At 64.0% G+C, this 25,801-nt stretch carries 22 protein-coding genes; 6 read left to right on the forward strand and 16 right to left on the reverse strand.

What is annotated here, in order from left to right:
• Window positions 1-26 precede the first annotated feature (26 nt).
• Complete coding sequence (locus tag AC07X9_RS08840) at window positions 27-1,670, reverse strand: M28 family metallopeptidase (protein ID WP_017184344.1); 1,644 nt, start codon at window positions 1,668-1,670, stop codon at window positions 27-29.
• Between the two features lie 59 nt (window positions 1,671-1,729).
• On the reverse strand, window positions 1,730-2,386 hold the full coding sequence (locus AC07X9_RS08845; RefSeq protein WP_017184345.1) for a glutathione S-transferase: 657 nt from the start codon (window positions 2,384-2,386) through the stop codon (window positions 1,730-1,732).
• A gap of 124 nt (window positions 2,387-2,510) precedes the next feature.
• On the opposite strand from AC07X9_RS08845, the gene AC07X9_RS08850 reads away from it, so the two are divergent.
• Window positions 2,511-3,734, forward strand: a complete 1,224-nt coding sequence (locus AC07X9_RS08850) for a polyhydroxyalkanoate depolymerase (protein WP_019051756.1) — start codon at window positions 2,511-2,513, stop codon at window positions 3,732-3,734.
• Window positions 3,735-4,182: 448 nt separating this feature from the next.
• Here AC07X9_RS08850 and AC07X9_RS08855 read toward each other — a convergent pair whose 3' ends face one another.
• The 3 genes from AC07X9_RS08855 to AC07X9_RS08865 are packed head-to-tail and all read right to left on the reverse strand — an operon-like array spanning window position 4,183 to window position 8,425.
• A complete protein-coding gene (locus tag AC07X9_RS08855; protein WP_017184347.1) occupies window positions 4,183-5,523 on the reverse strand; it encodes an amidohydrolase family protein in 1,341 nt (446 codons plus the stop codon).
• Entirely contained in the window at window positions 5,520-6,905 is a 1,386-nt protein-coding gene (locus AC07X9_RS08860; RefSeq protein WP_017184348.1) for an amidohydrolase, read from the reverse strand. Before AC07X9_RS08860 ends, AC07X9_RS08855 begins: the two co-directional genes overlap by 4 nt.
• Window positions 6,902-8,425, reverse strand: a complete 1,524-nt coding sequence (locus AC07X9_RS08865; protein WP_017184349.1) for a peptide MFS transporter — start codon at window positions 8,423-8,425, stop codon at window positions 6,902-6,904. The genes AC07X9_RS08860 and AC07X9_RS08865 overlap by 4 nt, the downstream gene beginning before the upstream one ends.
• 137 nt (window positions 8,426-8,562) lie before the next feature.
• On the opposite strand from AC07X9_RS08865, the gene AC07X9_RS08870 reads away from it, so the two are divergent.
• On the forward strand, window positions 8,563-9,141 hold the full coding sequence (locus AC07X9_RS08870; protein WP_026002614.1) for a nitroreductase family protein: 579 nt from the start codon (window positions 8,563-8,565) through the stop codon (window positions 9,139-9,141).
• 72 nt (window positions 9,142-9,213) lie between these two features.
• A complete protein-coding gene (locus AC07X9_RS08875) occupies window positions 9,214-9,558 on the forward strand; it encodes a GntR family transcriptional regulator (protein WP_017184351.1) in 345 nt (114 codons plus the stop codon).
• A gap of 153 nt (window positions 9,559-9,711) precedes the next feature.
• Here AC07X9_RS08875 and AC07X9_RS08880 read toward each other — a convergent pair whose 3' ends face one another.
• The 8 genes from AC07X9_RS08880 to AC07X9_RS08915 all read right to left on the reverse strand — a co-directional run bounded on the left by AC07X9_RS08880 (window position 9,712) and on the right by AC07X9_RS08915 (window position 19,015).
• On the reverse strand, window positions 9,712-11,748 hold the full coding sequence (locus AC07X9_RS08880) for a tetratricopeptide repeat protein (RefSeq protein ID WP_086485746.1): 2,037 nt from the start codon (window positions 11,746-11,748) through the stop codon (window positions 9,712-9,714).
• Window positions 11,745-13,109, reverse strand: a complete 1,365-nt coding sequence (prsR, locus tag AC07X9_RS08885; RefSeq protein WP_017184353.1) for a PEP-CTERM-box response regulator transcription factor — start codon at window positions 13,107-13,109, stop codon at window positions 11,745-11,747. The genes AC07X9_RS08880 and prsR overlap by 4 nt, the downstream gene beginning before the upstream one ends.
• A complete protein-coding gene (gene prsK / locus AC07X9_RS08890) occupies window positions 13,109-15,181 on the reverse strand; it encodes an XrtA/PEP-CTERM system histidine kinase PrsK (protein WP_026002615.1) in 2,073 nt (690 codons plus the stop codon). Before prsK ends, prsR begins: the two co-directional genes overlap by 1 nt.
• A gap of 10 nt (window positions 15,182-15,191) precedes the next feature.
• Window positions 15,192-16,580: a TIGR03013 family XrtA/PEP-CTERM system glycosyltransferase gene (locus tag AC07X9_RS08895; RefSeq protein ID WP_017184355.1), complete on the reverse strand. Its 1,389-nt coding sequence runs from the start codon at window positions 16,578-16,580 to the stop codon at window positions 15,192-15,194.
• A 308-nt stretch (window positions 16,581-16,888) separates the two neighbouring features.
• On the reverse strand, window positions 16,889-17,170 hold the full coding sequence (locus AC07X9_RS08900) for a hypothetical protein (protein ID WP_017184356.1): 282 nt from the start codon (window positions 17,168-17,170) through the stop codon (window positions 16,889-16,891).
• A gap of 52 nt (window positions 17,171-17,222) precedes the next feature.
• Window positions 17,223-17,843 (reverse strand): sigma-70 family RNA polymerase sigma factor, encoded by a 621-nt coding sequence (locus tag AC07X9_RS08905; protein ID WP_086012017.1) that lies wholly within the window; start codon window positions 17,841-17,843, stop codon window positions 17,223-17,225.
• A gap of 167 nt (window positions 17,844-18,010) precedes the next feature.
• Window positions 18,011-18,142, reverse strand: a complete 132-nt coding sequence (locus AC07X9_RS08910) for a hypothetical protein (protein WP_017184358.1) — start codon at window positions 18,140-18,142, stop codon at window positions 18,011-18,013.
• An 81-nt stretch (window positions 18,143-18,223) separates the two neighbouring features.
• Window positions 18,224-19,015, reverse strand: a complete 792-nt coding sequence (locus tag AC07X9_RS08915) for a response regulator (RefSeq protein ID WP_017184359.1) — start codon at window positions 19,013-19,015, stop codon at window positions 18,224-18,226.
• Window positions 19,016-19,304: 289 nt separating this feature from the next.
• On the opposite strand from AC07X9_RS08915, the gene AC07X9_RS08920 reads away from it, so the two are divergent.
• Both AC07X9_RS08920 and AC07X9_RS08925 read left to right on the forward strand, forming a co-directional pair.
• Window positions 19,305-19,550 (forward strand): NepR family anti-sigma factor, encoded by a 246-nt coding sequence (locus AC07X9_RS08920; protein ID WP_130752523.1) that lies wholly within the window; start codon window positions 19,305-19,307, stop codon window positions 19,548-19,550.
• Between the two features lie 103 nt (window positions 19,551-19,653).
• Window positions 19,654-21,165: a sensor histidine kinase gene (locus AC07X9_RS08925; protein ID WP_017184361.1), complete on the forward strand. Its 1,512-nt coding sequence runs from the start codon at window positions 19,654-19,656 to the stop codon at window positions 21,163-21,165.
• A 62-nt stretch (window positions 21,166-21,227) separates the two neighbouring features.
• Here AC07X9_RS08925 and tgt read toward each other — a convergent pair whose 3' ends face one another.
• Both tgt and AC07X9_RS08935 read right to left on the reverse strand, forming a co-directional pair.
• Window positions 21,228-22,358, reverse strand: a complete 1,131-nt coding sequence (gene tgt, locus AC07X9_RS08930) for a tRNA guanosine(34) transglycosylase Tgt (protein WP_086485747.1) — start codon at window positions 22,356-22,358, stop codon at window positions 21,228-21,230.
• 39 nt (window positions 22,359-22,397) lie between these two features.
• The gene (locus AC07X9_RS08935; protein ID WP_017184363.1) at window positions 22,398-22,577 is read right to left on the reverse strand and encodes a hypothetical protein; all 180 of its coding nucleotides are present in this window, start codon (window positions 22,575-22,577) and stop codon (window positions 22,398-22,400) included.
• 237 nt (window positions 22,578-22,814) lie between these two features.
• On the opposite strand from AC07X9_RS08935, the gene AC07X9_RS08940 reads away from it, so the two are divergent.
• Window positions 22,815-23,777, forward strand: a complete 963-nt coding sequence (locus AC07X9_RS08940; RefSeq protein ID WP_026002618.1) for a crotonase/enoyl-CoA hydratase family protein — start codon at window positions 22,815-22,817, stop codon at window positions 23,775-23,777.
• A gap of 20 nt (window positions 23,778-23,797) precedes the next feature.
• Here AC07X9_RS08940 and AC07X9_RS08945 read toward each other — a convergent pair whose 3' ends face one another.
• Complete coding sequence (locus tag AC07X9_RS08945) at window positions 23,798-25,753, reverse strand: putative bifunctional diguanylate cyclase/phosphodiesterase (RefSeq protein WP_019051741.1); 1,956 nt, start codon at window positions 25,751-25,753, stop codon at window positions 23,798-23,800.
• Window positions 25,754-25,801: the final 48 nt, after the last annotated feature.

The raw sequence follows: 25,801 nt of genomic DNA on the forward strand, positions 1-25,801 counted from the left end.
TTGGCCGGGATGCGCGGTTTTCGGGCTCAGGGCCGTGCGGTCGCGCTTGCGTCCCGCACCGACTTGAATTCGGACCCCGGCTTCCATTGCGGCCAGCGGGTCGACGTCGCAAGGTCTTGGCCGATCGCCAGCATCAGGTCCACATCCTGCGCTGCGCCGTCCAGTTTCCATGTCGCGTCGACCGCGTCACACGCCTGATGGTAGCATTGGCCGGTATAGGCATCGACCCAGGCCTGTCCCGCCGCCCGGCCGCCCTCGACCAGATCGGACGCGCCCGCAATCCCCATCATCAGCAGCACCGGCACGCCCCGCTTGGCCATGGAGAAATGATCGGCACGGTAGAACAGCCCGCGTTCGGGCAGGCTTTCAGGCGTCACGACCCGGCCCTGCGCAGCAGCAGCCCTGGCCAGGTCATCCTCCAGCGTCCCCTGCCCTTTGCCCACCAGAATGACGTCCTTCGCCTTGCCAGCGGTCTGGAGAATGTCGATCGTCAAATTGGCGACGGTTTTGTCGAGCGGCCAGACCGGGTTCTGGGCATAATGTTCCGAACCCAGCAGCCCCCTCTCCTCCGCCGTCCAGGCCGCGAACAGGATGCTGCGGTCCGGCGCGGCGCCAGCCTTGAAGGCGCGGGCGATCTCGAACAGGCCGGCGATGCCCAGCGCATCGTCATTGGCCCCGGCGCGATAGATCCGCCCCTGCGCGTCGGGCGCACCCTTGCCATAGGCATCCCAATGCGCGCCGTACATGACCGTTTCGTCAGGCCGTTTGGCACCAGGAATGCGGGCAAGGACATTGGCGCTCTTGATGACGTCCTGCGTCACCGGGAAAGCGGCGGAAAAGCTGGCCCCCTTCAACTCCACGGGCCGAAAGCCTTTCGACCGCGCCTTCGCGCGCAAGCTTGCAAGGTCCAGGCCCGCGCCTGCAAACAGCTTGGCCGCTGCCCCGCCCTCGATCCAGCCCTGTAGCTGGAGGCTGGTCAGCTTGTCGGGCGCGCGGACCAGATCATAATTTTCCCCGCCCGGACTGACGACCACATTCCAGCCATAGCCGGCGCCGGGCGTGTCGTGCACGATCAGCGCGCCAACCGCGCCGCGCCGGGCCGCTTCCTCGAACTTGTAGGTCCAGCGGCCATAATAGGTCATTGTCCGGTCGCCGAACTTGCCGGCTGCGTCATCGCCCTTGGCCGCTTCGAAATCCGGGTCGTTGATCAGAAAGACCGCGACCTTGCCTTTCAGGTCCGCGCCCTTGAAATCATCCCAGCCGCGTTCCGGGGCAGAAACGCCATAGCCGACGAACAGCAATGGCGCGCTGCTGATCGCAACCTTGTCGCGCGGCTGGAGGGTGGAAAGATAGACGTCCTTCCCCGCGGTCCACGCCGTCATGGCGCTTCCCTGCTTGACGCCCAGCACCTCCGCCTGGCCCAGCCGGGTGTGGAGCAGAGGCACGCTCTGCACCCATTGCCCATCCGGCCCGCCCGGCTCCAGCCCCAGCGCCTGAAAGCGACCGACCAGATAGCCGATCGTGCGCTCCTCCCCGACCGTGCCGGGGGCGCGGCCTTCGAACAGGTCGGACGCCAGAACGCGGACCGATTGTTCGAGTTGCTGCGGCGCGACCGTCTGGGCGTGAGCGGGAAGGGCGAGGAGGCCAAGAGCCAGTAATGCACGGGTCATGGCACAGGCTTACCCGCTACCAGCCATAAGCGAAAGGCCAGTGACGGGCGAAAGGACTGTCAGAATTCGATGTCGAGTTCTTCCATCTCGTCCGGTTCGATCCGCGCCTCGTCAATCCATTCGCGCATGATGTCCCACCCGTTGATCGTCTGACAATAGGCCGCCGCCTTCATGGACACCGGCACGGCATAGGTCAGGAACCGTTCGGCCACCGGCGCGAACATCGCGTCGGCGACAGTCGGCTTGTCACCGAACAGCCATGGCCCGCCATAGCTGTCCAGACATTCGGCCCAGATCGTCTCGATCCGTTCGATGTCGGGCTTGGCGCCCGGAAAGATCGGGAATTTGGCGTGGCGGACCTTCAGGTTCATCGGTAGGGCGGAGCGCAGATTGGCGAAACCGGAATGAATTTCGCCCGACACCGACCGGCAATGGGCGCGGGCGATCCGATCGGCGGGATACATGCCTGCATCGGGATATAATTCATGCAGATATTCCGCGATCGCGAGCGTGTCCCACACGCTCGCCCCTTCATGGGTCAGGCGCGGCACCAGTACGGATGGCGACAGCAGCAGCAATTCCGCGCGATTTTCCGGATCATCCAGCGCGACCAGCTTTTCCTCGACCTTCAGGCCCGCAATCCGGCAGAGCAGCCAGCCGCGCAGCGACCAGGACGAGTAATTTTTACTGGATAGAGTGAGCTCAGCAATGGGCATGACATTCCCTCCGGTCGGTCTTAACCTACATTTATGATGATGCGGTGCAACATATAATCCGTGTATAACGTTTTATACCAGAACCGATTCGGATGGACGGATTAAACAAGGCGCGCTTATAATCATGCGGATGCTATACAGTGGTTATCAGGCGTGGAACGATATGCTGGCGCCGGCACGCTTCGGGGCGCAGGTTGCGCTGGGGATGCGCGACAAATTGGGACCGATGGCCGACTGGGCCATGCCTCGGCGCATGTTCGCGCTGATGGACGTGTTTCAGGGTGCGCGGGTTACGCACAAGCGGCCACCCTACGCCATTACGTCGGTACGCAGCGGCAATGCCGATGTGGCGGTGCGCGAAGAGATCGTCCTCGACCTGCCCTTTGGCGACCTGCTGCACTTCGTCAAGGATGAGGTGGACACCGCCCAGCCGCGCGTGCTGGTGGTGGCGCCGATGTCGGGTCATTTCTCCACCTTGCTGCGCAGTACTGTGGAGACCCTGCTGCGGGACCATGACGTCTATATTACCGACTGGAAAAATGCCCGCGACGTGCCGCTGGCGGCGGGGCGTTTCGGCTTTGAGGATTATGTCGATTATATAATCCGCTTTTTCCAGACGATGGGCCCCGGCGCGCATCTGCTGTCGGTATGCCAGCCCTGCGTCCCTGCGCTGGCGGCGGTGGCGGTCATGGCGGAGGATAAAGACCCCGCGACGCCCAAGTCGATGACGCTGATGGGCGGGCCGATCGACACGCGGGTCGCGCCCACCGTGGTCAATGATCTGGCCAACGACAAGCCGATCGACTGGTTCGAGAAGAATCTGATCTCCATCGTCCCCTTCCGCTATGCCGGGCGCGGTCGTGAAGTCTATCCCGGCTTCGTACAACTTTCCGCCTTCATGGCGATGAACATGGAACGGCACGGATCGCAGCATCGCGAACTCTATCAGCTTCTGGCCGACGGCAAGACGGTCGAGGCGGACAAGATCAAGAGTTTCTACGAGGAATATTTCGCGGTCCTGGACATGACCAAGGAATTTTACCTGGAGACGGTCGATCTGGTGTTCCAGCGTACCTTGCTGGCCAAGGGCGAATTGATGCACCGTGGCCGTCCCGTCAATCCGGGCGCGATCCGCAAGACTGCCCTGCTGACGGTCGAGGGCGAGAAGGACGATGTCTGCGCCGTGGGCCAGACAGCGGCGGCCCATGCACTCTGCACCGGCCTTCGCCCGCACCTCAAGCGCCACCATTTGCAACCTGGCGTTGGCCATTATGGCGTCTTTTCCGGCAGCAAATGGGAAAAGCAGGTCTATCCGCAGGTGCGGAACATGATCCTGTCGATGAACTGACGGCCCGGCAAAGGGCAAGCGTCGAATAGGAAATGCGGGGCTTAGCTTCGCATATTTCCCGGCAATCATGATATTTTCGTGCGCGATGCGGACAGGATGTTACGCATCCTGCCATGGCTGGTGCATGCGAAACTTCGCAAACTTCGCCCATATCGCTTATGGAAAATTCGGGTGACGTTTGGCGGTCGGCCATGCGGTGCGCGCGGTCGAATATGGCGTGTGAACGATGGGAAGGAACCGGGCGCGCTTTTAGCAGGCGGGGCGGGTGTAGGACAGCGAGCGTCCTCCCCCTTTTCCCAACTGCGGCATAGCGCGCGATGGCTTGAGGGTTTTTCTCCACCTCCGTTCGTTTCGAGCGAAGTCGAGAAACACCGAGCAGGTTTCTCGACTTCGCTCGAAACGAACGGGACCGGGTAGCGGCTGCACGCCCTACCGCCGCCCCCTCACCCTACCATTCATACGCCTTGGGCAGCGCGCCCTCCTGCGGCGTCGCGTAGCGGTCGCGCAGCTTTGTCTGGCGGTTGTCGATGGGTTGCGGCACGCCGTCGATCCACACCGCGATCGGCGCGGATGTCATTTCCAGCGGATCGCCATCCCATAGCACGACATCCCCTGCCCGCCCCGGCTTCAGTGAGCCGATCCGGTCGCCCAGCCCCATGGCTTCGGCGGGGGCGCTGCTGATGGTGCGGAGCGCCTGCCCCCAACTGAGGCCGGTGGCGCCCGGCACCTTGTTCAGCGCCACCATATTGCCCGCCTGCTGGGTCGCGAGGCGCAGTTGCAGCCCTTCGTCGCGGTCCATCAGCCCCATGGAGACGATGACGCCTGCCTTCACCATCCGCCCGACATTGCTCTGGGTCGCGGCCAGCTTTTCAAAGCTGGAGGGAAGGTCGTCGAGGCCGCCCGCGATCACCGGCACCTTGGCCGCCGCGATTTGCGGCGCGACCATCCAGCCTTCGGCAGCGCCCGCGATAATGAGCTTGAGCGCAGGAAAATCCTGACGCAGCGACAGGACGGTCACTATGTCGCGCGCGCTTTCGACATGGACCATCAGCGGCATTGCCCCGGAGACGACCGGCACCAGCGCCTGCGCATCCACCCGGTTGAGCAGCGCATCCTTCGAGCGCCCGTCATAGCTGGCAGGCGCCTTGGCATAATCCTGCGCCTCGCGCAGCATCGTCCTGAAGGTCAGGATCGCGGCGGGACGGCTGCCGCCCGCATCCTTGGCCCCCTCCTCGCCCAGTTCGACATATTGGAAGGCGCGCGCCCTGGTGATGGCATTCATGTCCGCGCCAAGGTCCACCACCGCGCCCTGCCCGGCGAAAATGCCGATGCCGGTCGACGGTACGACGACGGCGCGGGTAATGCCCGCCGTGCGGCTGATCGCGATCGGGTTGGCAAGCGGGTTGATCGCCGGAGCGACGTCAATCGCGGCGGAAAAGGGCGACCGCGCGCTGGCGTCATTGGTTTCGTTGACCGCAGGCACCTCTACCAGACCGACGCGCGAGTATCCCGATACCAGACCCGGCGTCACCCATTTGCCGCCCGCATCGATGGCCTTGATGCCCGGCGGAATGGCAATGCCCGCGCCAGCGGCCGTCACCTTGCCGGCGCTGATCAGGACAGTGCCGTTGCGGATGGGTTCAGAGCCATCGCCAATGGCGAGGGTCGCGCCGGTGATGGCGAGGGACTGGGCGAGCGCGGGGGTGGAGAGCAGCGCAAGAGCCGCGAAGGCTGCGCGAGGGCTTCTCGACTTCGCTCGAAGCGAACGGATGTTGGATGCCGTCATCATTTCACGTCTCCCGCGCCGATCTGGCCGAGTTCAAAATCGCTGACCGGGCGCAGTTTGGGATTGGCGCTGTCATAGAGCAGCGCCCCATCGATCCACACCTTCTCCGGCCTTGTATAGGTGCTGAACGGATTGCCGTTCCACAGCACCACGTCGGCCATCTTGCCGACTTTCAGACTGCCGGTCTGATCGGCAATCCCCATCGCCCGCGCGGGGTTGATAGCGAGCCAGGTCCACGCCACCTCGTCAGCGATGTCGATGCCCATCCGGCGGCCAGCCCCCAGCGCCTTGGCCGCCTCCTGATTGAGCCGCTGTATGCCGTTTTCATCATCGCTATGGACGATGGTGCAGGCGCCTGCCCGGTGGACCAGCGGGATATTCTCCTTGATCCCGTCATAGGCTTCCATCTTGAAGCCATACCAGTCGCCCCACAGCGCTGCGCAAATGCCGTTATCGCGCAGCAGGTCGGCAATCTTATATGCTTCGACTGCATGGTGAAACGCCGTGACCTTGTAGCCGAACTCCTTGCTCATATCGATGACATTGGCCATTTCGTCGGCGCGGTAGCAGTGGTTATGGACCAGGATCTTGCCCTCCAGCACATCGGCCAGCGTTTCCATGCCAAGGTCACGGGTCTGATCTTTTCCGGCGGCGCGCTTCTTCTGATATTCGCGCGCCTTGATCCAGGTCTGGCGATTGACCGCCATATTGCCCATGCGGGTGGAAGGCTCCCGCCCCTTCGAGCCATAAACCCGCTTGGGATTTTCGCCGCACGCCATTTTCAGGCCATAGGGCGCACCGGGGAATTTCATCCCCTGCATCGTGCGGGCGGGGACGTTTTTCAGCGTGACGCTGCGCCCACCGAACAGATTGGCCGATCCGGGCAGGATTTGCAGGCTGGTGACACCGCCATTGGCCAGTGCCCGGCCAAAGCCTGCATCCTGCGGCCAGATACTATGTTCGGCCCATACATGGGCGGTGACCGGCGACGTCGCTTCATTGCCGTCGGACAGCGCATCCACGCTGGGGCTGGGATAATCGCCCAGATGGCTGTGTATGTCGATGACGCCCGGTGTCACATATTTGCCGGTGCCGTCGAACACCGCGATGTCGGCAGGGATTGGCGTGTCGGGGCCGCCGATCGCGGTCACCTTGCCATCGGACAGGAAGATGACGCCATTGTCGATCCGGCCCCCCTCCCCGTCGAAAATGGTCGCGCCCCTGATCGCCGTGGCGACACCGGGATAGGCCTTGTAGGTCGAGGGATAGGGATTGTCCGGCTCGGCCGAACTGCCCTGTGTCGGGGCGGGCGCTTCCCTGTCCTTCTTCGCACCGGCAGGGGTAGCCGCGCTGACGAGCAGCGCAGCGATCAAGATCAACCTCATGGACGTTCCTCCGCGCCAATCGTGTCGAGATGCATCAGCCGCGTGATCATTGGCGAAACCAGCAATACGATCACGCCGACCCCGATCGAAAACCAGCCGATGCGACTATAGACGTCCAGCACCTGCGCCACGCCGTTCGCATCGCCGCTGCCGGTCGCGCGGGCAATCAGGCCAGCGATGAAATTGCCCGCCGCCATCGCCAGGAACCAGGTGCCCATCACCAGCCCGACCATATTGGGCACCGACAGCCGCGTCATCGCCGACAGGCCGACGGGGGAGAAGCACAGCTCCGCCATGGTGTGGAACAGGTAGATGAGGATGACGAACAGCAGCGGGGTCAGATCCTGTCCCGCCATCGCCGCACCCGCCACCAGCACCAGAAAGCCCGCGCCGCACAATATGAGGCCGATGCCGAATTTGGCGGGGGATGAGGGTTCGAGGCGGCGCTTGTCGAGGAAGGTCCACAGCACGGCGAATAGCGGCGCGAGCAGAATGATGAAGATGGAATTGACCGACTGGAACATCGATGCGGGAATATCCCATCCCAGCACGGTGCGGTCGACATTGCGATCGGTAAAGATGTTGAGGGACGATCCGGTCTGTTCAAACAGACCCCAGAATAGCGGGTTGAGCGCGATCAGGAACAGGGCGGCGAACATGCGGTCGCGATCGATCTTGCCCAGCGTGCCGAGCGTGCGCCAGACGATGTAGATGACCGTCAGCGCCGCGAAGGCGAGCAGCGCATAACCCAGCAATTCGGCATAGCGGATGACGAACCAGATCGCGGCGACGCCCAATATCGCGCCCAGATAGATGGTCCATTCCTGGCTGACGCCTGCAACCGCTGGCGCGCGCAATTGCTGCGGCGCGGGCGGCTCCCCCTTGCCCAGCAGCCAGGGGGTGAGCCAGACGAACATCACAAGACCCAGCAACATGCCGACCCCGGCCGCGCCAAAGCCCCAGCCCCAGCCCATCGTTTCCCCCAACAGGCCGCAGACCAGCGGGCCGATTGCCCCGCCAGCATTGATGCCCATGTAGAAAATGGAGAAGGCCGGATCACGGCGGGCATCGTCGCGCGGATAGAGTTCGCCCACCAGCACGGAGATATTGGCTTTCAGAAAGCCGGTGCCGACGATGATGCTGGCCAGCGCCAGATAGAAGCCGTTGAGATAGACCGGGTCTTGCCCCCCCGGCCCCTCCGTCACCGCGATCAGGAAATGACCGAAGGCGATGAACAGCCCGCCCGCCAGCACCGCCTTGCGCGGCCCCAGGAATCGATCGGCCAGATAGCCGCCGATGACCGGGGTGATATAGACGAGCGAGGTATAGGCCCCGTAGAGCAGATAGGCCCTGTCCTCCCCGAACAGGAAATGTTTGGTGAGGTAGAAGATCAGGATGGCGCGCATCCCATAGTAGGAAAAACGCTCCCACATCTCCGCGAAAAACAGCAGAAACAGGCCGCGCGGATGGCCAAGCCAGGTCTTGCCCGCTGCCGCCGTGCCAGAAATTGAGGTCGCCATCAGCTACCCTTGTCTTTTATGTGTGCCGGTCCGCCGAACGGGGACCAGAGGATGGCGCGAGACTAGAGCCTATTTCGCATCTGTCAAAAGCGCAGGCGGCCCTTGCGTCAAAGCGGGTGCCGCGCCATCTGGATGCGATGTTCAATGACCGCTCGACCCCGCTCACCCTGCTCCAGACCCGCCGATCGGGCAAACCGCGCGACCTGATCGCGCCCGGCCCGGACGATGCGCAACTGCGCCAGATATTGGAGGTGGCGATCCGCACGCCCGACCACGGCAAGCTGGCGCCATGGCGTTTCGTCATCGTGCCGCTGGAAAAGCGCGCGGCGCTGGCCGACCTGCTCGAAGCCGCCTATCGCGCCGAAAAGCCCGATGCCGGTCGGCTGGAGATAGAGGCGATGCACCAGTTCGCGCATCAGGCGCCGACATTGGTGGTGGCCCTGTCCGCCCCCGTCGCGGGCAGCAAGATACCGGCGTGGGAACAGACATTGTCCGTGGGCGCGGCGGTCATGAACCTGCTCAATGCGACCCATGCGCTGGGCTTTGCCGGGGGCTGGCTGACCGGATGGCCGACCTATAATGACAATGTGCGCGCGGCCTTTGGCAAGGAGGGCGAGAGCATCGCCGGATTCATATTCATCGGGACGCCCGGCAAACCGCAGGAAGAGCGGCCAAGGCCAGATTATGACGACATCATATCGATCTGGGACAGATAGTTACGCAAACGACCCGATCCAGCGCAAGCAACTGGCTTGCGCGCATCGCTGTATTATGGCACTGATGCAGTTATGGCCGACGATTCCAAACCCGTCTATCTCCGCCTGCGAGAGATAATTGCCGCATCCATATTGGACGGTGAATTTAGCGATGGCGACATGCTGCCATCCGTCCGCGCCTTTGCCGCGCAGCAGGGGGCCAATCCGCTGACGGTCGCCAAGGCCTATCAAAGCTTTCAGGATGATGGGCTGGTCGTGGTCAAGCGTGGCGTCGGCATGTTCGTCGCCGACGGCGCAACCCGCCGCCTGCGCGTGGCGGAGCGGGCGCATTTTCTGGAAACCGTCTGGCCCCCGGTCGCGGCGCAGATCCGGCGGCTGGGCCTGCGGGTCGAGGAACTGGACGCGCAGAAGGCGTAAGCGGGCCGCGCGCTTTTCCTGTCGTTCCGGGCCCATTCTCCAACCTCCGTTCGTTTCGAGCGAAGGCGAGAAACCGTGGCGCTGAGGTTTCTCGACTTCGCTCGAAGCGAACGGGACAAGGGACACGCAACGCGACGCAGGGCGGAGGATGTCCTAAAGCGCCGCCAATGCGTCGACAGCCTCTTGCCGCCCCGCAAAATTGGTAGCCGCTGCCTGCCCCAGCGCCAGCTTCGCATCATCCTTGCGCCCGGCGGCGGCATAGGCCTGCCCCAGATGGAGTTGCAGCACCGGGTGGCCGGGCGCCAGCGCCACCGCCTTTTCCAGCAGATCGACCGCCGCCGGCCCCTTGTCGCCGGTGCGCAGCAGCGTCCAGCCATAGATGTCGGCGCTCATCGGGTTGGCGGGCATCAGGCGATAGGCATGGGCGGCATAGGCCAGCGCGGACTGGCGATCCCCGGTTCCCAGTGCGGCGCGGGCCAGGTCGGCCATCAGCACGGCGTCGCCATTCCCGGTCTGCGCCCGCACTGCCTGCAACAGGCGCAGCGCAGTGCGCCAATCCTGCCGCTGCATGGCGACGGTGGCGGCAAGGCGCTGGGCTTCCGCGTCATTGGGATGCTGGGTCAGGAACAGTTGTACGACCTGCGCCGCGCGCACGGCATTGCCCGCCTGCCCCCATGCCGCGGCAAGACGCATGGCGGCGGCCCGGTCGAACCGGATATTGGCCGCGGCCTCATAGGCGCGCGCGGCGTCGGCCGGGCGGCCCGCTGCGCCCAGCGCGTCACCGTGGATCAGCCAGGCGTCGGGCGCACCGGGATTGGCGCGGCTCAGCGATTGGGCGCGCGCCAAGGCTTCGCCGGTGCGGCCAGTGCTCAGCAGCGCCCGGATATAGGGGATATTGTCGCGCGCGGTGGCGGTGCTGGCGGGCGGCGGCCCGTTGGCCAAAGCGGCGTCGCGGGGGCTGGCAAAGGAATCGGCGGCAGCACGCACCGGCCAGGCGGCGCGGGCCAGCATGTCGGCGGCCATCGTCCGGTCGCCCAATCCCTCCTGCGCACGCGCGGCCAGCGTCAGCACATAGGGATCGGCATCGCGCTGCGCGACGATCGGCGCCAGCATCGTAGCGGCGGTGGCATAATCGCCGGTCATATATTGGGCGCGGGCCAACAGGGTGCGGGCGGTGCGATTGTCGGGCTGCGCCGCGACCAGCGGGGCCAGCGCCTCGGTAGCAAGGACGGCGTTGCCCTCCTGCAAGTTCAGCACGCCGCGCAGCAGGCGAGTGGCCGGTTCATCGTCCAGCTGGCCCTGGGTCCGGTCCAGCAGCGAACGGGCCAGATCCGCCTTGCCCGCGCGCGCCGCCATCACCGCCTGCATCATCCAGGCGCGGGCATTGGCAGGGTCCAGCGCCAGGATGCGGCGCGTGAGGGCAAGCATCGCGCTGGCGGACCCGGCATCGGCCAGCGTCGCGGCATATTGCTCCATCGTCGGGATCAAATCGGGCCGAACCGCCAGCGCTCGGTCGAACCAGGGTAGCGACGCCGTCAGGCCATATTGGGCGCGGGTCAGCTCCCCGCGCAGCGTCAATGCCCGCGCGTCGGCAGGGTTCAGCGCCACCGCCCGGTCAGCCGCCGCAATCGCCCCCGCCTGATCGCCGGTCGCCAGCCGGAAGCGGCCAAGCTCGACCCAGTTTTCCGCATCATCGGGCGCGATCGCCAGCGCGTTGGCCAGCGCTTTTTGCGCCCCCGCCATGTCCCCCTGCGCCATGGCGGCCCGCGCGATCACACGCGCAGCCATGTCCAGGTCGCTGTCGGGCACATCGGCGGCGCGCGCTTCCTTCAGCGCAGCGGCGGCATCGCCCTGCAACAACAGCGCCTGCGCCATGACGGCGCGGGTCTGCGACGGCGGCGCACCCAATGCGCGCGCGCGGGCCGCTTCGACCTGCGCCCCTGCCCCGTCGCCCAGTTCCACCAGCGTGCGCGCCTGCGCTTCCCGCGCGACCACGGATCGCGGCGCACCCTTGATCGCATTCATCAGTTCGATCCGCGCCGTGCGCGCGTCACCCCGGTCGAGCGCCGCCAGTCCGCGCGCCAGCGCGGCGCTGCCGTCCCGTTCATGCACGCGCCATTGCCACAGGCCCGCCACGCCCAGCAGCAGGACGATGATCCCGGCGATCAGGAAGATGCGCGTCCGGCTCATGCCTGCATCTGATATTGTTTGAGCAGATCGTAGAGGGTCGGGCGGCTGATCCCCAATATCTTCGCCGCGCCCGATATATTGCCGTCGGTGCGGGCGATGGCGCGGCGGATGGCGCGACGGTCGGCCATTTCGCGCGCGGCCTTCAGGTTCACGACCTCACCCCCGGCGGCGCGTTCCTCGTCCAGGTCCAGATCGGCCGCCGTCACCAGCTTGCCATCGGCCATGATGACCGCGCGCTTCATGCGATTTTCCAGTTCGCGCACATTGCCCGGCCAGGGCCAGGCGTCGAGCGCAGCCAGCGCGTCCGGGGCCAGCCCCTTGACCTGCGGGTTCATCTCTCGCGCGAAGCGCGCCAGGAAATGGCGGGCCAGCAGCGCCGGATCGCCGGGCCGGTCCTTCAGCGCGGGTATGCGGATAACGATTTCGGCCAAGCGATAATAGAGATCCTCGCGGAAGCTGCCCGCCGCGATCATCTCCTCCAGATTCTGGTGGGTGGCGCAAACGATGCGGGTATCGACCGCTATCGGGTTGCGACCGCCGACCCGTTCGATCGACCGCTCTTGCAGGAAGCGCAGCAATTTGACCTGGAGCGCCAGCGGAATGTCGCCCACTTCATCGAGGAACAATGTGCCGCCCTGCGCCTGCTCGATCTTGCCCGGCGTCGTCTTGACCGCGCCGGTGAACGCGCCCTTTTCATGGCCGAACAGTTCCGATTCCAGCAACGTCTCAGGGATCGCCGCGCAATTGATCGCAACGAACGCCCCGTTCCGGCGCGGGCTGGCATCATGCAGCCCCTGCGCCAGCAACTCCTTGCCGGTGCCGCTCGCCCCCAGCAGCAGGACGGAAACCTGCGCGCTCGCCACCCGCTCGATCGTGCGGGCCACCTTCATCATTTCGGGCGCCGCGCTGATCAGGCGGCCCAGCACCCGCCCATCATCCGGCGCGGTGTCGGCCAGCCGGGCATTTTCCCGCTCCAGCGCATGAACATGAAAGGCGCGGCGGACGATCATGCCCAGTTCGTCAATATCGACCGGCTTCTGGTAAAAATCATAGGCGCCGCCCGCAATCGCATCGAGCGCGCTTTCCCGCGCGCCATGGCCGGACGCGACGATCACCTTGGTATCGGGCTTGATCCGCAATATCTCCGCCAGCGTCGCAAAACCTTCGCTGGTGCCGTCCGGGTCCGGCGGCAGGCCAAGGTCGAGCGTCACGACATCGGGCGTTTCCGCGCGCAACATCTCGATCGCTTCGTCCCGGTCGCCCGCGATGAACAGCCGATAATCCTCATAGGCCCAGCGCAACTGGCGCTGGAGACCCGGATCATCCTCGACGATCAGCAATTTGGGGCGGGTGTCGCTCATCAGGCGGCTTTCTCTTGTCTGTCGTTCCGGGGGGCGAGCGGCAGGCGCAGGGTGAACCGGCTGCCAACGCCCATCTTGCTTTCAACATCGATCCGCCCGCCCATGGCCTGCGCCAGCGCGCGCGCTTCGAACGCGCCAATGCCAAAGCCGCCTGCCTTGCTGGAGGAAAAGGGCTTGAACAGATCGCGGCGGATATATTCCGCGCTCATGCCCCGGCCATGGTCGACAATCTCCACCAGCACGTCGCTGGCATCGGCGGACAGACGCAGATCGACCGGGCTGTCGGGCGCGCTGGCGTCGATGGCGTTCTGAAGCAGATGGGTGAGTATCTGTTCGACCCGCGCCGGATCGGCCAATGCCAGCGGCGCTGTGCCGACGACATTGACCGGATGCTGGCGCGCGCGGGTGCGGGCGACCTGATCGGCCATGTCGCGCAGGGACAGCGGACGAGGCTCCTCCGCCTTGCCCTTGTTATGCTGCGACAGGCGGGCGAGCATATCGTTCATCTTGCCGACCGATTCCTGCAAGGTCAGGATCATGTCCGCGCGGAAATCCGGATTGTCGGCATGACGCTGTGCATTGCGGGCGAGCAGCGAAAGCTGGCTCACCAGATTTTTGACGTCATGGATGATGAAGGCGAAACGGCGGTTGAACTCCTCGAACCGCTGCGCATCGTCCAGCGCCTGCTGCCCCTGCGCCTCGCTGATGTAGGTTGCGGCCTGCCGCCCGGCAGCGCGCAGCATGTCGAAATCCTCCCAGTCGAGCCGCCGGTCGATCGGCGGGCGGGCGAGCAGGATGGCGGCGATCAGGCGGCCATAATGGACCAGCGGCACCAGCGCCCAGGCGCGCCGGTCCTGCGTCATCCAGTCGGGGAATATCAGCGCGCCATCGCTGGGGCGGGGCTTGCCAAGATCGATGATCCAGCCGCTCCTTTCCCATGCCGCCACCATGTCAGGCGTCAGCGCAGCGCCATCGGGCAGGCCGCCGTCCCAGTTCCAGTGCGCCTCGAACGTCAGCGCATCCTGTTCGTCGCGCAGCATCAGCATGGCGGCGGGCGAATCGGTGATGTCGGCCACGGCCTTGGCCACGCGCTCGCCCAGTGGCGCGGCATCGTCGCCGGGGCGGCCGATCGTCTCGCCAAAACGCATCCATTCGGTGCGATAGTCATAGCGATGCTGGAAGAAATGCTTGGCGACCTGCACCTTCCACAGCGCGCGCATCTGGGGCGATGGCAACAGCACCAGCGCGGTGACGGCGGTGAAGAATACAGCGCCGATTTCCACCACGCGGGCATAGGGGCCAGCGATCAGTTCGATCAGGATCGCCGCTGCCGTCAGGACGATGACATAGAGGGCGATGGCGAAGAGCGAGAGCGACTGAAAGGTCAGCGTTCGCGAAAGTTGCAGGCGGCCCGCCATATCCTTGTGCATGCCCACCGCGATCACGGGGGCCAGCAGCGCCATCAACACGCCGCGCAGGGCGTAAAGTTCGCTGACCCTGGCGGGCGCGAAATAGCAGAGCACGTAGAGATTGAGGTCATAGGTCCACATCGCCGCCAGCGCGCCGAGCAACAGCGCCACCCCGACCCGCTCACGCGAGGGCCAGTTGGTGTAGAGATGATGGACCAGCAGCAGGCTGCCGATCGCGGTCATCATCCGCAGTACCAGCGACACGTTGACCAGCGCGCGATGCACGTCGCTGTCGGGCGACAATTGCCGCCAGATCAGATCGGTCGATGTCTGAAGCAGCAGCAGCCCGGCAACAGCGGCGTAAAGCGCGCTGATCGCCAGGATCGGTCCCGCCCGGCCCACCGGCCCGCGCCGCAGCATGACGAACATCGCCAGCAGCCAGGCGGCATTGCGGATGCTTTCGCCGATGCCGCTCAACGGTTTGGAAACGCCGCCAAAAGATATGTAGAGCGCCCAGCAGCTGGTGAGCAGCAACGCGACCGCCAGCATGCGCGGTTCAACGGCCTCTTCCCGCCGCCGCAGGATGAAGATGCCCAGCGCCGCAAACAGCACGGCCGCCAGCGCATGGCCCCAATCGCCGACAAATTGAAGCAGCGTGCCCATATCGAGCGCCTCAGCGCGCGCCGTCGGGCCAAAGGACAACCCGCAACGTCTGGATCAGGATCAGCAGGTCCAGGAATGGCGTGTAATTTTTGGCGTAGTAAAGATCATATTCCAGCTTGTGCCGGGCATCTTCGATCGACGCGCCATAGGGATAGTTGATCTGCGCCCAGCCCGTGATGCCGGGCTTCACCATATGGCGTTCGGCATAATAGCGCAGATGCTGTTCCAGATCCTCGACGAACTGGCGGCGTTCGGGGCGCGGGCCGACGAAGCTCATTTCGCCCTTCAGCACGGTCCAGGTCTGCGGCAGTTCGTCGATCCGCAATTTGCGCAGCCAATAGCCAAGCCGGGTGATGCGCGGATCGTCCTTTTCCGCCCAGACCGCCTGTCCATCGACTTCCGCATCGGTCCGCATGGTGCGCAGCTTCACGATCCAGAATTCCTGGCCGAACAGGCCGACACGCTGTTGCCGGTAGAAAGCCGGCCCCTTGCTGTCCAACTTCACCAATATCGCCGCGATCAGGATGACCGGGCCGGTCAGCGCCAGCAGCAGCGCACTGGCCAGAATATCGAACAATCGCTTGGCGAAGCTGGATATGCGGCGACCGGCGGAAAAGCCGTCCGAAAAGATCAGCCAGCTGGGATTGACGCTGGCGAGGTCGACGCGCCCTGTCTCCCGCTCCAGAAAGGTCGACAGATCGTTGACATGGACGCCGGTGGTCTTGATCCGCAAAAGGTCCGCCATCGGGATGGCGTTGCGCCGTTCCTCCAGCGCCAGCACCACTTCGCTGGCGTTCAGGCGGACGACGAAATCGGACAGGTTATAGATGGCGCTGCGGTTGATCGCTTCCTGCACCACCTGCGGCCCGTCATTCATGGCGATATAGCCAACGACGAGATAGCCAGCGCCCTTCTTCTTTTCCAGTTCGCGGATGCGATCGGCGCGATTGCCCGCGCCGAGCACGACAAGGCGCCGCTTGAAAGCTTCGCCGCCCAGCATCGAGCCGAGCACCAGCCGGACCGCCAGTAGCAGACCCATCGCCAGCCCCATGGCGTAGAGCGAATTGGAGCGCCACAGCGTCATGCCGGGCAGCAGGAAATAGAGGACGGAGAGGAAAATGACGCCCAGCGACACAGCGACCAGCAAGCGCGCAAAGGCGAATCGGATGGATTGCAGCGCTTCGGTACCATAGACGCCGACCGCGATCATGCCGGTCTGGATCGCGACGGCAAAGCTGAGCAACGGGCCCATGCGGGTCATCACATGGTCGATATCCATGCCAATCTGGCGCGCGCGCAATATCCAGCCGCCCTCCGCCGCGCACAGCAGCAGCACGAAATCGAGCAGCCCCAGCAGCAGCACGGCATGCGGCACATAATGTTTGAACAGCCTGATCATCGTCGCACTATCGGTCCCGGTGGTGTCGGACTTGGCCTTACAATGACTGTAAGAAAATCCGACAGGGCCATACCCTGCCCGAAAATGGCAAAGAAATCCTGAATCTGTGCGCCGATCGCGGTCAACCCATGATCAGCCATGGGGATTATCGGCTCTTAAAAGCCTCGCCTTCGCCCCGATCGGCTCCGTCGCAGCATAATGGGCGCCCCCCGACTGTGAGAGGGAATGGCTTTGTGTGATGGGATTGGGGGTGGCGCGCGCGATGATTGCGCGCTCCAGCCGCTTTACAGTGTCAGCCTATCGCGCCGTTATTGATCCGCCGCTTTCGATCCGTTGCCGTCGCGTAATTTGTCCGCCGCATTTTTGGCCGCGTCGCCGACCAGCTTGGCCGCATCATCGACCGATTGCGCAGCGCTCGTCACGGCTTCAGCCTGGCGATCATCGCGACGATCGTTGGTCAGATAGAAAAAACCGATGGCCAAAATCAGCGCGAGCGCAACCAGCGCAAACACGACCCCGCTGCCACGCGATGGCTCGGTGGTGGTGAAATGAGTCGGCGGATCGTCCCGTTCTAAAGGGGTATCGCCCATATTGCGTCTCCTTATGCGAGCTACAACGGGCAAGGTCGGGCGATCGTTCCGGTCAGTCCTCCAGCGGGCCATGATCGCGGCCCCGGCTGAGCCGATCAACATCATCCATGATTTCGTCCAGCACCGCCGTTTCGGTCGTTTCCTGGCTGCGGCGCGATGGCAATTCCCCGCTTTCGAGGATCTGCTCCAGCGCGGCGCGACCGCGGGCCACGCGGCTCTTGATCGTACCGACGGCGACGCCGCAAATTTCGGCGGCTTCCTCATAGGCGAAACCGCCAGCGCCCACCAGGATCAGCGCCTCGCGCTGCGGCTGGGGTAGCTGTAGCAGGGCGCGCTGCATGTCGCTCAGTTCGACATGCTTGTCCTGCGACGCAGGTGCCGCAAGGATGCGATCGGCGGTCAGGTCGTCCCAATCGCCACGAAAGCGCGAACGGCGCATTTGCGACAGATAATGATTGCGCAGGATGATGAAGGTCCAGGCGCGCATGTTGGTGCCAGCCTGAAAGCGCTGCCGCGCAGCCCAGGCCTTCAACAGGGTTTCCTGCACCAGATCGTCCGCCGTATCGCGGTTGCCCGATAGCGACCGGCCAAAAGCGCGCAGATGCGGAATGACCGCGGCAAGCTCACGCTTGAAGTCGGCGTCCGACAGTGGCGCCCGGTCTTCGGCCGACATAATCTCTGCGCCGATAGCGTCGTGGCTGTCGCCAACATGATCAGTCATGGGTACGCCCCCCTTGCTGGTTGCCGTCCTCATCCCATGAACCGACATCGTCAAAGCCATAAATGCGCCCGCATCCTAAATCATGTGCCGTCAAAAAGCAGTTTCCGCAATCCGCGCCGTCAGCGCCAGAGAACGAAGAGCATCACGATGACGGCGAGTGCCAGCGAAATACCCAGCACATACCGCACGACATGCTCCGTCGACCCGCTGCGCGCGTCTTCGGTCGCGATATGCTTTTCAGGTTCAACCATTGCCCGTCTCCCGATCGTTACGCCTCATTAACGCCAGCGATGATCGGGAGTTCCAACATTGCGTCATAAAGGCGGCGCCGTTCAGGCCGGCGCGGTCGCCTCGTCAAAGAATAAAGCCTGCGAAATCGCTGCCTTGACGGTCGATCGCTGGAACGGCTTGGTGATCAGGAAGGTCGGTTCGGGCCGTTCGCCCGTCAGCAGCCGTTCCGGGAAAGCGGTGATGAAGATGACCGGCACGGAGAATTCGGCAAGAATGTCCTTCACTGCGTCAATGCCGCTGCTGTCGTCGGCCAGCTGAATGTCCGCCAGCACCAGCCCCGGACGATCGGCCAGCGCTTCACGCACCGCATCCTCCGCCGTTACGGCAATGGCGGTAACGTCATGCCCCAGATCGCGGACGATGGTTTCGATGTCCATCGCGATGATCGGCTCATCCTCGATGATCAGCACCTTGGCGCGTGTCTGCGCCTCGATCTCGCCCAGCGCCTCTTCGACCAGCGCTTCCACATCGGCGCTGCTCATGTCGATCAGATAGGCCACATCGTCGACGGTGAAGCCTTCCAGCGCAGTCAGCAGCAAAGCCTGACGCGGCAGCGGGGTCAGGCGGGCAAGGCGCGCCTGCGCAATCGCTTCGCGGCTGCCGCCGACCGACATCGGAATATCTTCCAGATGCGAAGAGGACCAGATGGCGTGGAAGGTACGATACAGGCCCAGACGAGGATCGACGTCGGACGGAAATTCCTCCGGCGCGGCGACGATCGCTTCCAGCGTCGCACGGACATAGGTGTCGCCATGTGCCTGGCTGCCAGTCAACGCACGAGCGTAGCGCCGCAGGAACGGAAGATGGGGGTGCAATTGCTGTCCAAGCGACATCGTCAAATCTTCTCCCTGCCCAAAATGGGCGTAAAATCCCGAAGCATCGGTGCCTGCCTATGGCGGCATGGGAAAGGATGGAATGTCACTGCCGTCATGGCAACCCCCTGCCCCCAAACATAGCCAAAAGCGCGGCCGTAGAAAAAATGCTTCACTCGCCGGAACCATCAACGGGCAGATTTGTTTCGCAGCCATATGGATTTTTCGATTTTATCGTGAATTTTGTATCAATCGCGTAGAACGGCGAATTGACGTTCTATAAGAATCCCGCAAATACGGGCAGACTGGCGTGTCGGATATTGCTTCAGAGGGGCTCATTTTGGTTTCTTCATCGACGGAACGTAAGGCGGCGGGAGGGGGCAAGCCAGATGGCGTGACCAGCCCGGACAGCGGCCAACCTGCCGCTTCGTCACGCCGCAAGCGTGCCCCCAAGGAAGATGGCCATGTGTCCCAGGCGCTCCGCACCGTGTATCAGCGCGCTGTAGATGAAGATATTCCCTCCGAAATGCTCGACCTGCTGAGCAAGCTGGACTGATACAGCCATGAACGGGGGCAGCCTTCCTCCGGCCGCCCGCACCGGAGCCGCCCGATTGCCGGGCGTGCCGTTTGCCGGTCTGCTCCGGTCAACAGGCGTCAAGATGTTCCTCATCCTGACGCTGGCCCTTTTGCCGCTGGGGCTGATCGCGCTGATCGCCTCGCTTCAGGCGATCCGCACCGCCGATCTTGAAAAGGACGCCCTGCTCCGCGTCGCGGTGACGCAGAGTGCGCGCAAGCTGACGGCGGATCTGCTATCGGACCGGACGGCACTGGAACTGACCGTCAACACCCTAGCCAACGACAGTAGCGATCAGAGTATCTGCCAGCGGCTGGAGCTTTTCCTGACCTCGCATGACCGCGATGGCGGGCTGTTTTACATCTACGACCGGCGCGGCAAGCGCCTGTGCGGATCAGCCGCGCCCGAACCGGCTGGCATCGTCTTTGGCGCCCGCTTCAAAGGCAGGGCTGCGCAACTCCTGCCCGCATCGAACGTCCTGGTCAGCCGGGTCCGCAGCCGCAATGGCAAGCTGGTCGGCCTTGCCTATTATTCGCAGGCCCATCTCGAAAGCGTCGCCGATCCTGCAACCGCCTTGCAGAACCGGCAGCTCACCCTGCGGCAGGGCGACGCGCGCATGGTCATCAGCCGGCCCGGCGGCGCGCAGATCGCTGGCCGCGCCAGCAGCCTGTCGGCGCGGCTCGACCCGCCCGACATGGTGCTGACCATGACGGTGCGCGATCCGCCGGCGACCCTGGCGCGGTTGCTCTCGCTTTTCCTGCCGCTCGTCATGTGGTTTGCGGCGGCGGCGGTCGGCTGGTTCGTCGTCAATCGCCTGTTGATCCGCCCGCTGGTGCTGCTGCGCCGTTCGGTTGCGGCCTATCATCCGGGCGAAGTGCTGGAGCCGCTGCAAAAGGTGCGCACCCCGGCGCAGGAAATTGTCGCGCTGGGCGAAACCTTCCGCGAAATCAGCGAAGATGTCGCCACCCATGAAGCGGAAATGGCGCAGGGACTGGAAACACAGCGCAAGCTGACCCGTGAAGTGCATCATCGGGTGAAGAACAACCTCCAGATCATCGCCAGCCTGATCAACCTGCACGCCCGATCGGCCCATGATCCCGAAGCGGTCGAAGCCTATGCCTCGATCCAGCGGCGGGTCGATGCGCTTTCGGTCGTCCACCGCAATCATTTCGCGGAACTGGAGGATAATCGCGGCGTGGGCGTGCGCCCGCTGATCAGCGAATTGTCCGCCAGCCTGCGCGGCACAGCGCCCGCGCAGGCGCGCCGCTTCGGCATTCAGATCGACGCGGACGACCTGCATATCAGTCAGGATGTTGCGGTGCCGATCGCCTTCCTGCTGACCGAACTGGTCGAACTGGCGATGATGCTGGACCCCCAAGGCACGATGCGGATCGCGGTACGGGCGGTGGCGGATCGCGACGATCGTGCGCTGCTGAGCGTCCGGTCGCACGGGCTGCGCGGATCGGACGCGATGACGGTCCATCTGGCCGAACGCTATGGCCGGGTACTGACCGGCCTGTCGCGCCAGCTCCGCGCGCCGCTGGACCATGATGCCGAAGAGGGCGGCTACAAGATCGAGATCAGCGTCATCCCCTGAAGCGCGAAAACCTCACTTCCCCCGTTCGTTTCGAACGGAGGTTGGGGGGTATGACCCATCGCTCAGGCGCGTTGGTAGTCGCGGCGGAAATCGGCGGCGAAGGCAGCGAATTGCCCGGCCGCGATCGCATCGCGGATCGCCTGCATCAGCGACTGGTAGAAATGGATATTGTGCTGCGTCATCAGCATCGCGCCCAGCATTTCCCCCGCCTTCACCAGATGATGGAGATAGGCGCGGCTCCAGGTCGTGCAGACCGGGCAGGTACAGCGCGGATCGAGCGGCCCTGTATCTTCGGCAAAGCGCGCATTGCGGATGTTGAGCGGTCCCGCCCAGATAAAGGCCTGTCCGTTACGGCCCGACCGGGTCGGCAACACGCAATCGAACATGTCGATGCCGCGCTCCACCGCCCCGACAATATCGTCGGGTTTGCCCACGCCCATCAGATAGCGCGGCTTGTCCTGCGGCAGCATGTCCGGCGCGAAATCCAGCGTGGCGAACATCGCCTGCTGCCCTTCCCCCACCGCAAGGCCGCCCACGGCATAGCCGTCAAAGCCGATGTCGATCAGTTGCTGGGCCGATTGCCGCCTTAACCCTTCGTCCAGCGATCCCTGCTGGATGCCGAACAGGGCCGCACGTTCCGCATGATCGCCGCCAGCGTCAAAGCCGTCGCGCGAACGTTTCGCCCAGCGCATCGATCGCTCCATCGAGCGCGCCGCCTCGTCATGGGTGCAGCCGTTTTTCGTGCATTCGTCGAACGCCATCACGATGTCGCTGTCCAGCAACCGCTGGATTTCCATCGACCGTTCCGGGGTCAGCATATGCTTGGACCCGTCGATATGGCTGGAAAAGGCGACGCCCTGCTCGCTCATCTTGGTCAGTGCGGACAGGCTCATCACCTGATAGCCGCCGCTGTCGGTCAGGATCGGCCGGTCCCAGCCCATGAAACCGTGCAGGCCGCCCAGCCGCGCCATACGCTCCGCGCCAGGACGCAGCATCAGATGATAGGTGTTGCCCAATATGATGTCCGCCCCGGTCGCGCGCACTTCGGCCGGGCGCATCGCCTTGACCGTGGCGGCGGTGCCCACCGGCATGAAGGCGGGCGTACGGATCTCGCCGCGCCGCATCTGGATAGCGCCAGTGCGCGCCTTGCCGTCAGTGGCGGCGATGGAAAAGGAAAAACGGGGCTGGGTCACGCGCGCCGTTTATGAGCGAACGGGCGCTGGCACAAGGGTTCAGCCCGCCTTGCGCACACCTTCAAACAGCATCAGCGCATCGACGTTGAAGCCTTCGACCCGGCGATAGGGACCGATGAAGCGCAGGCAGTCCGCCGACAGGCGCAACGGCCATGCCGCACCCGTCGCATCGTGGAGGGCCAGCGTGACAAATTTGGAGTCCTGATCGCGGTCGTTCATTCGACCGTTGCTAATTAATAAAGGTTAACAAAGGCCTGAGCGGCGATCAACAGAGGCCATGGCAGGTCGTTTTGTTGCATTTCCACCACAGCGAGTCGCATTCGGGCCGATTTGTGACGACGCGTTTGCAACAGTGCTGAGCAAAAATAGTTAACGCTCTGTTCATTGATGGAGGGTTCATTGCATCCTCCCTGCGAGCCTGTTCTGTTCAGTCGTAATAGAAAAACGGGGACGCACATGATTGATTCAGGACGGTTTAATCCGGCAAGGGACGTGGTCGAGACCGCGAGTGAGGAGCATTTTGCGCCTGACACCGATCAACCCGCCTTTTCCGTAGCGGAAATTGCGGTTCCAACCAGCCGCTCCACCCTGTTCGATCTGGGCCAGATCGACGTGCGCTGGGACGAGGAGCTGGCGACATTGTGGGCCTTCATGACTCCGCATGAACGGCCTAATTCCAATCTTGGCCTGATTCGCGACACGATGGCGTGGCAGCGCGAAAGCAAGCGCGTCTATGGCGGTGCCGACGGCAGCGGCCGCGACGGTCCGCTTAAATTCATGGTATTGGGGTCACGCTTTCCCGGCGTGTTCAACCTGGGCGGCGATCTGGAGATGTTCGCCGAGTGCATCCAGCGCCGCGACCGCGCCACCCTGCTCAGCTATGGCGTCGCCTGTTGCGAGATCGTCGATCGCATCTGGCACTGCAACGACATGAGCATCATCAATATCGGTCTGGCGCAGGGCGACGCGCTGGGTGGCGGGCTGGAGGCGCTGATGTGCTTCGACGTCATCATTGCCGAGCGTCAGGCCAAGTTCGGCCTGCCCGAAGTGCTGTTCGGCCTGTTCCCCGGCATGGGCGCCTATTCGATATTGTCGCGGCGCGTCGGCCCGGTGCTGGCGCGCGAGATGATTGCCGAGGGGCGCATCTACAGCGCGGACGAGATGTGCGAGATGGGCATCGTCGCCAAGGTCGTCGAAACGGGCGAGGGCGAGGCGGCGACCGCGCAATGGATTCGCGACCATCGCGCCCATCACGCCGGTTATGTCGGCATCAACCGGGCGGGTCGGCGGGTCAATCCGCTGACATTGGCCGAACTGACCGATATTGTCGAAACATGGACGGACACGGCGCTATCCCTGTCCGACCGCGACCTGCGGATGATGCGTCGGCTGGCGTCGGCGCAGACCAAGCTGCGCTGAAGCAGCCCTGCGGCGGCGGGTCAGGCCTGCCGCTGCGGCCGCTTGCGGATGACGGGGTCGGGGCGCTCGGCCCCTTCCAGCGGGCCGGCGGCAATCATTTCCGCAACGCGCTCGCTCGTCACCGGGCGACTGAACAAATAACCCTGCACGTTGGTAAAGCCAGCCTCGCGCGCATGAAGTAGCTGATCGGGCGTTTCGATCCCTTCGGCCACCGTGTCCATCGCCAGATCCCGCGCCAGATTGCCGATCGCGCGCACGATCGCCCGATCCTCCGCATTGGAACTGACCCCGGCCATGAAGCTCTGGTCCACCTTGAGCGTGTCGAACCGATAGGAACGCAAATAGGAAAGCGAACTATAGCCGGTGCCGAAATCGTCGAGCGCCAGCCGCAGGCCGATGCGCTGCAATTCGCGCAGGATCGTGTTGGTCTGGCCGCTGTCGTCCAGGAAGATCGATTCGGTGACTTCCAGTTCCAGCCGCCGGGCCGGTAGCCCCGTCTCCAGCAGCGCCGCAATGACATTGCCGGGCAGCTCGTGCGACTTGAGCGAGGCGGGCGAGATGTTGATGGCGATGCGTACCTCGCCCGGCCAGGAGGCCGCAGCGATACAGGCTTCGCGCAGCACCCAGCCGGTCATCGCCTCGATCATGCCCATGCTTTCGGCGATCGGGATGAATTCGCCGGGCGAAATCGGTCCCAGCACCGGATGATCCCAGCGCAGCAGCGCCTCGCAAGCGTCGATATGGCCGCTTTCCAGATCGACGATCGGCTGGAAGAGCAATTTGAGTTCGTTGGTCTCCAGCGCGCGGCGCAGCCCGGTTTCAACCTCATGGACACGGTTGAAGCGTTCCTTGAGCGACCAGTTGAAGCTGGATGCGCGGTTGCGCCCTTCCCGCTTGGCTTCATAGAGTGCGAGGTCCGCATGCTGCATCAACTCGTCCATGTCGCGCCCATCCTGCGGCGCGACCGCAATGCCGATGGACGCGGTCACCTGGAGATGATTGTCGGACAGGTCGAAGCCATGGCCGAAATAGGTGATGATTTCCTGCGCGATCGCCGCTGCGGTCACCCTGTCGGTATCGGGGCAGATGATGACAAATTCGTCGCCGCCAAAGCGCGCGATCCGGCCCCGGCCCTGCACGACTTCGTCCAGCCGCTCCGCCACGGCGCGCAGCAACTGGTCGCCGACCATATGGCCCAGCGAATCGTTGATTTCCTTGAACCGGTCGACATCCATCCACAGGATCGCCACGGCGTCATTGCGCTTCTGGCTGGTTTCGAAGATGTCGCGCAGCCGCATCTGCATCGCCATGCGGTTTTCAAGGCCGGTCAGGCTGTCGAAGCGCGCGAGTCGCTCGAATTTTTCAGCGAGCAGCGATTTGTCACGCTTGCCGATCAGCGCCTGGACGACGATTCGGTGCGTGGTCGAACTGATTTCGGCAAGGCCCAGCACCATGGCGACCATGGCGATCGACAGGACACGATAGCCGGTCGATCCTTCCATCCACAGCCCGGTCGCGGTCGGCAGCAGGGCCAGGCACACCTGCCCGATGGCGATCTGGACGCGGCCTGCATTGCGGCCGGAGATGCCGCCGGCATAGCCCGTCGCCATCGACACGCTGAGCATGTGGATGACCGGATTGCCCGATCCGATCAGGGTGACAAAGCCCATCAGCCCCAGCAACCCGGCATAGGCCCAGGCGCCCAGCTCATAGGCCAATTCCCAGTTGCGCGAGGCTACGGCGGTGCCGCGAACCAGCTGGCGATGAAAGAAAATGGCGGAAACGACGCGAAGTGCGGCAACGACGCACACGGCGATGACGACCGCGTGGATCGCGGCAAAATCGCTCAGGCTGCTGATGGCGATCCCCACGGCGGTGCCGGTGGCCGCGCCAATGGTCAGGGATGCAGGAGACGCATAAAGGGATTCGACCAGGCTCTGCCGCACGTCGGCTTCCTGCCCCGTCCGCTGCGCCATGCGCTTTTCCAGCAATGTCCTCAAAGCGCGCAAATTGGCGGGTCTCCG

The sequence above is a fragment of the Sphingobium sp. GW456-12-10-14-TSB1 genome (genome assembly GCF_059424385.1).

Bases quoted from the DNA above. Each gene is read 5' to 3' on its own strand.
- AC07X9_RS08840 (WP_017184344.1), bottom strand. From the start codon at position 1,670: ATGACCCGTGCATTACTGGCTCTTGGCCTCCTCGCCCTTCCCGCTCAC.
- AC07X9_RS08845 (WP_017184345.1), bottom strand. From the start codon at position 2,386: ATGCCCATTGCTGAGCTCACTCTATCCAGTAAAAATTACTCGTCCTGG.
- AC07X9_RS08850 (WP_019051756.1), top strand. From the start codon at position 2,511: ATGCGGATGCTATACAGTGGTTATCAGGCGTGGAACGATATGCTGGCG.
- AC07X9_RS08855 (WP_017184347.1), bottom strand. From the start codon at position 5,523: ATGATGACGGCATCCAACATCCGTTCGCTTCGAGCGAAGTCGAGAAGC.
- AC07X9_RS08860 (WP_017184348.1), bottom strand. From the start codon at position 6,905: ATGAGGTTGATCTTGATCGCTGCGCTGCTCGTCAGCGCGGCTACCCCT.
- AC07X9_RS08865 (WP_017184349.1), bottom strand. From the start codon at position 8,425: ATGGCGACCTCAATTTCTGGCACGGCGGCAGCGGGCAAGACCTGGCTT.
- AC07X9_RS08870 (WP_026002614.1), top strand. From the start codon at position 8,563: ATGTTCAATGACCGCTCGACCCCGCTCACCCTGCTCCAGACCCGCCGA.
- AC07X9_RS08875 (WP_017184351.1), top strand. From the start codon at position 9,214: ATGGCCGACGATTCCAAACCCGTCTATCTCCGCCTGCGAGAGATAATT.
- AC07X9_RS08880 (WP_086485746.1), bottom strand. From the start codon at position 11,748: ATGAGCCGGACGCGCATCTTCCTGATCGCCGGGATCATCGTCCTGCTG.
- prsR (WP_017184353.1), bottom strand. From the start codon at position 13,109: ATGAGCGACACCCGCCCCAAATTGCTGATCGTCGAGGATGATCCGGGT.
- prsK (WP_026002615.1), bottom strand. From the start codon at position 15,181: ATGGGCACGCTGCTTCAATTTGTCGGCGATTGGGGCCATGCGCTGGCG.
- AC07X9_RS08895 (WP_017184355.1), bottom strand. From the start codon at position 16,580: ATGATCAGGCTGTTCAAACATTATGTGCCGCATGCCGTGCTGCTGCTG.
- AC07X9_RS08900 (WP_017184356.1), bottom strand. From the start codon at position 17,170: ATGGGCGATACCCCTTTAGAACGGGACGATCCGCCGACTCATTTCACC.
- AC07X9_RS08905 (WP_086012017.1), bottom strand. From the start codon at position 17,843: ATGTCGGCCGAAGACCGGGCGCCACTGTCGGACGCCGACTTCAAGCGT.
- AC07X9_RS08910 (WP_017184358.1), bottom strand. From the start codon at position 18,142: ATGGTTGAACCTGAAAAGCATATCGCGACCGAAGACGCGCGCAGCGGG.
- AC07X9_RS08915 (WP_017184359.1), bottom strand. From the start codon at position 19,015: ATGTCGCTTGGACAGCAATTGCACCCCCATCTTCCGTTCCTGCGGCGC.
- AC07X9_RS08925 (WP_017184361.1), top strand. From the start codon at position 19,654: ATGTTCCTCATCCTGACGCTGGCCCTTTTGCCGCTGGGGCTGATCGCG.
- AC07X9_RS08935 (WP_017184363.1), bottom strand. From the start codon at position 22,577: ATGAACGACCGCGATCAGGACTCCAAATTTGTCACGCTGGCCCTCCAC.
- AC07X9_RS08940 (WP_026002618.1), top strand. From the start codon at position 22,815: ATGATTGATTCAGGACGGTTTAATCCGGCAAGGGACGTGGTCGAGACC.
- AC07X9_RS08945 (WP_019051741.1), bottom strand. From the start codon at position 25,753: ATGGCGCAGCGGACGGGGCAGGAAGCCGACGTGCGGCAGAGCCTGGTC.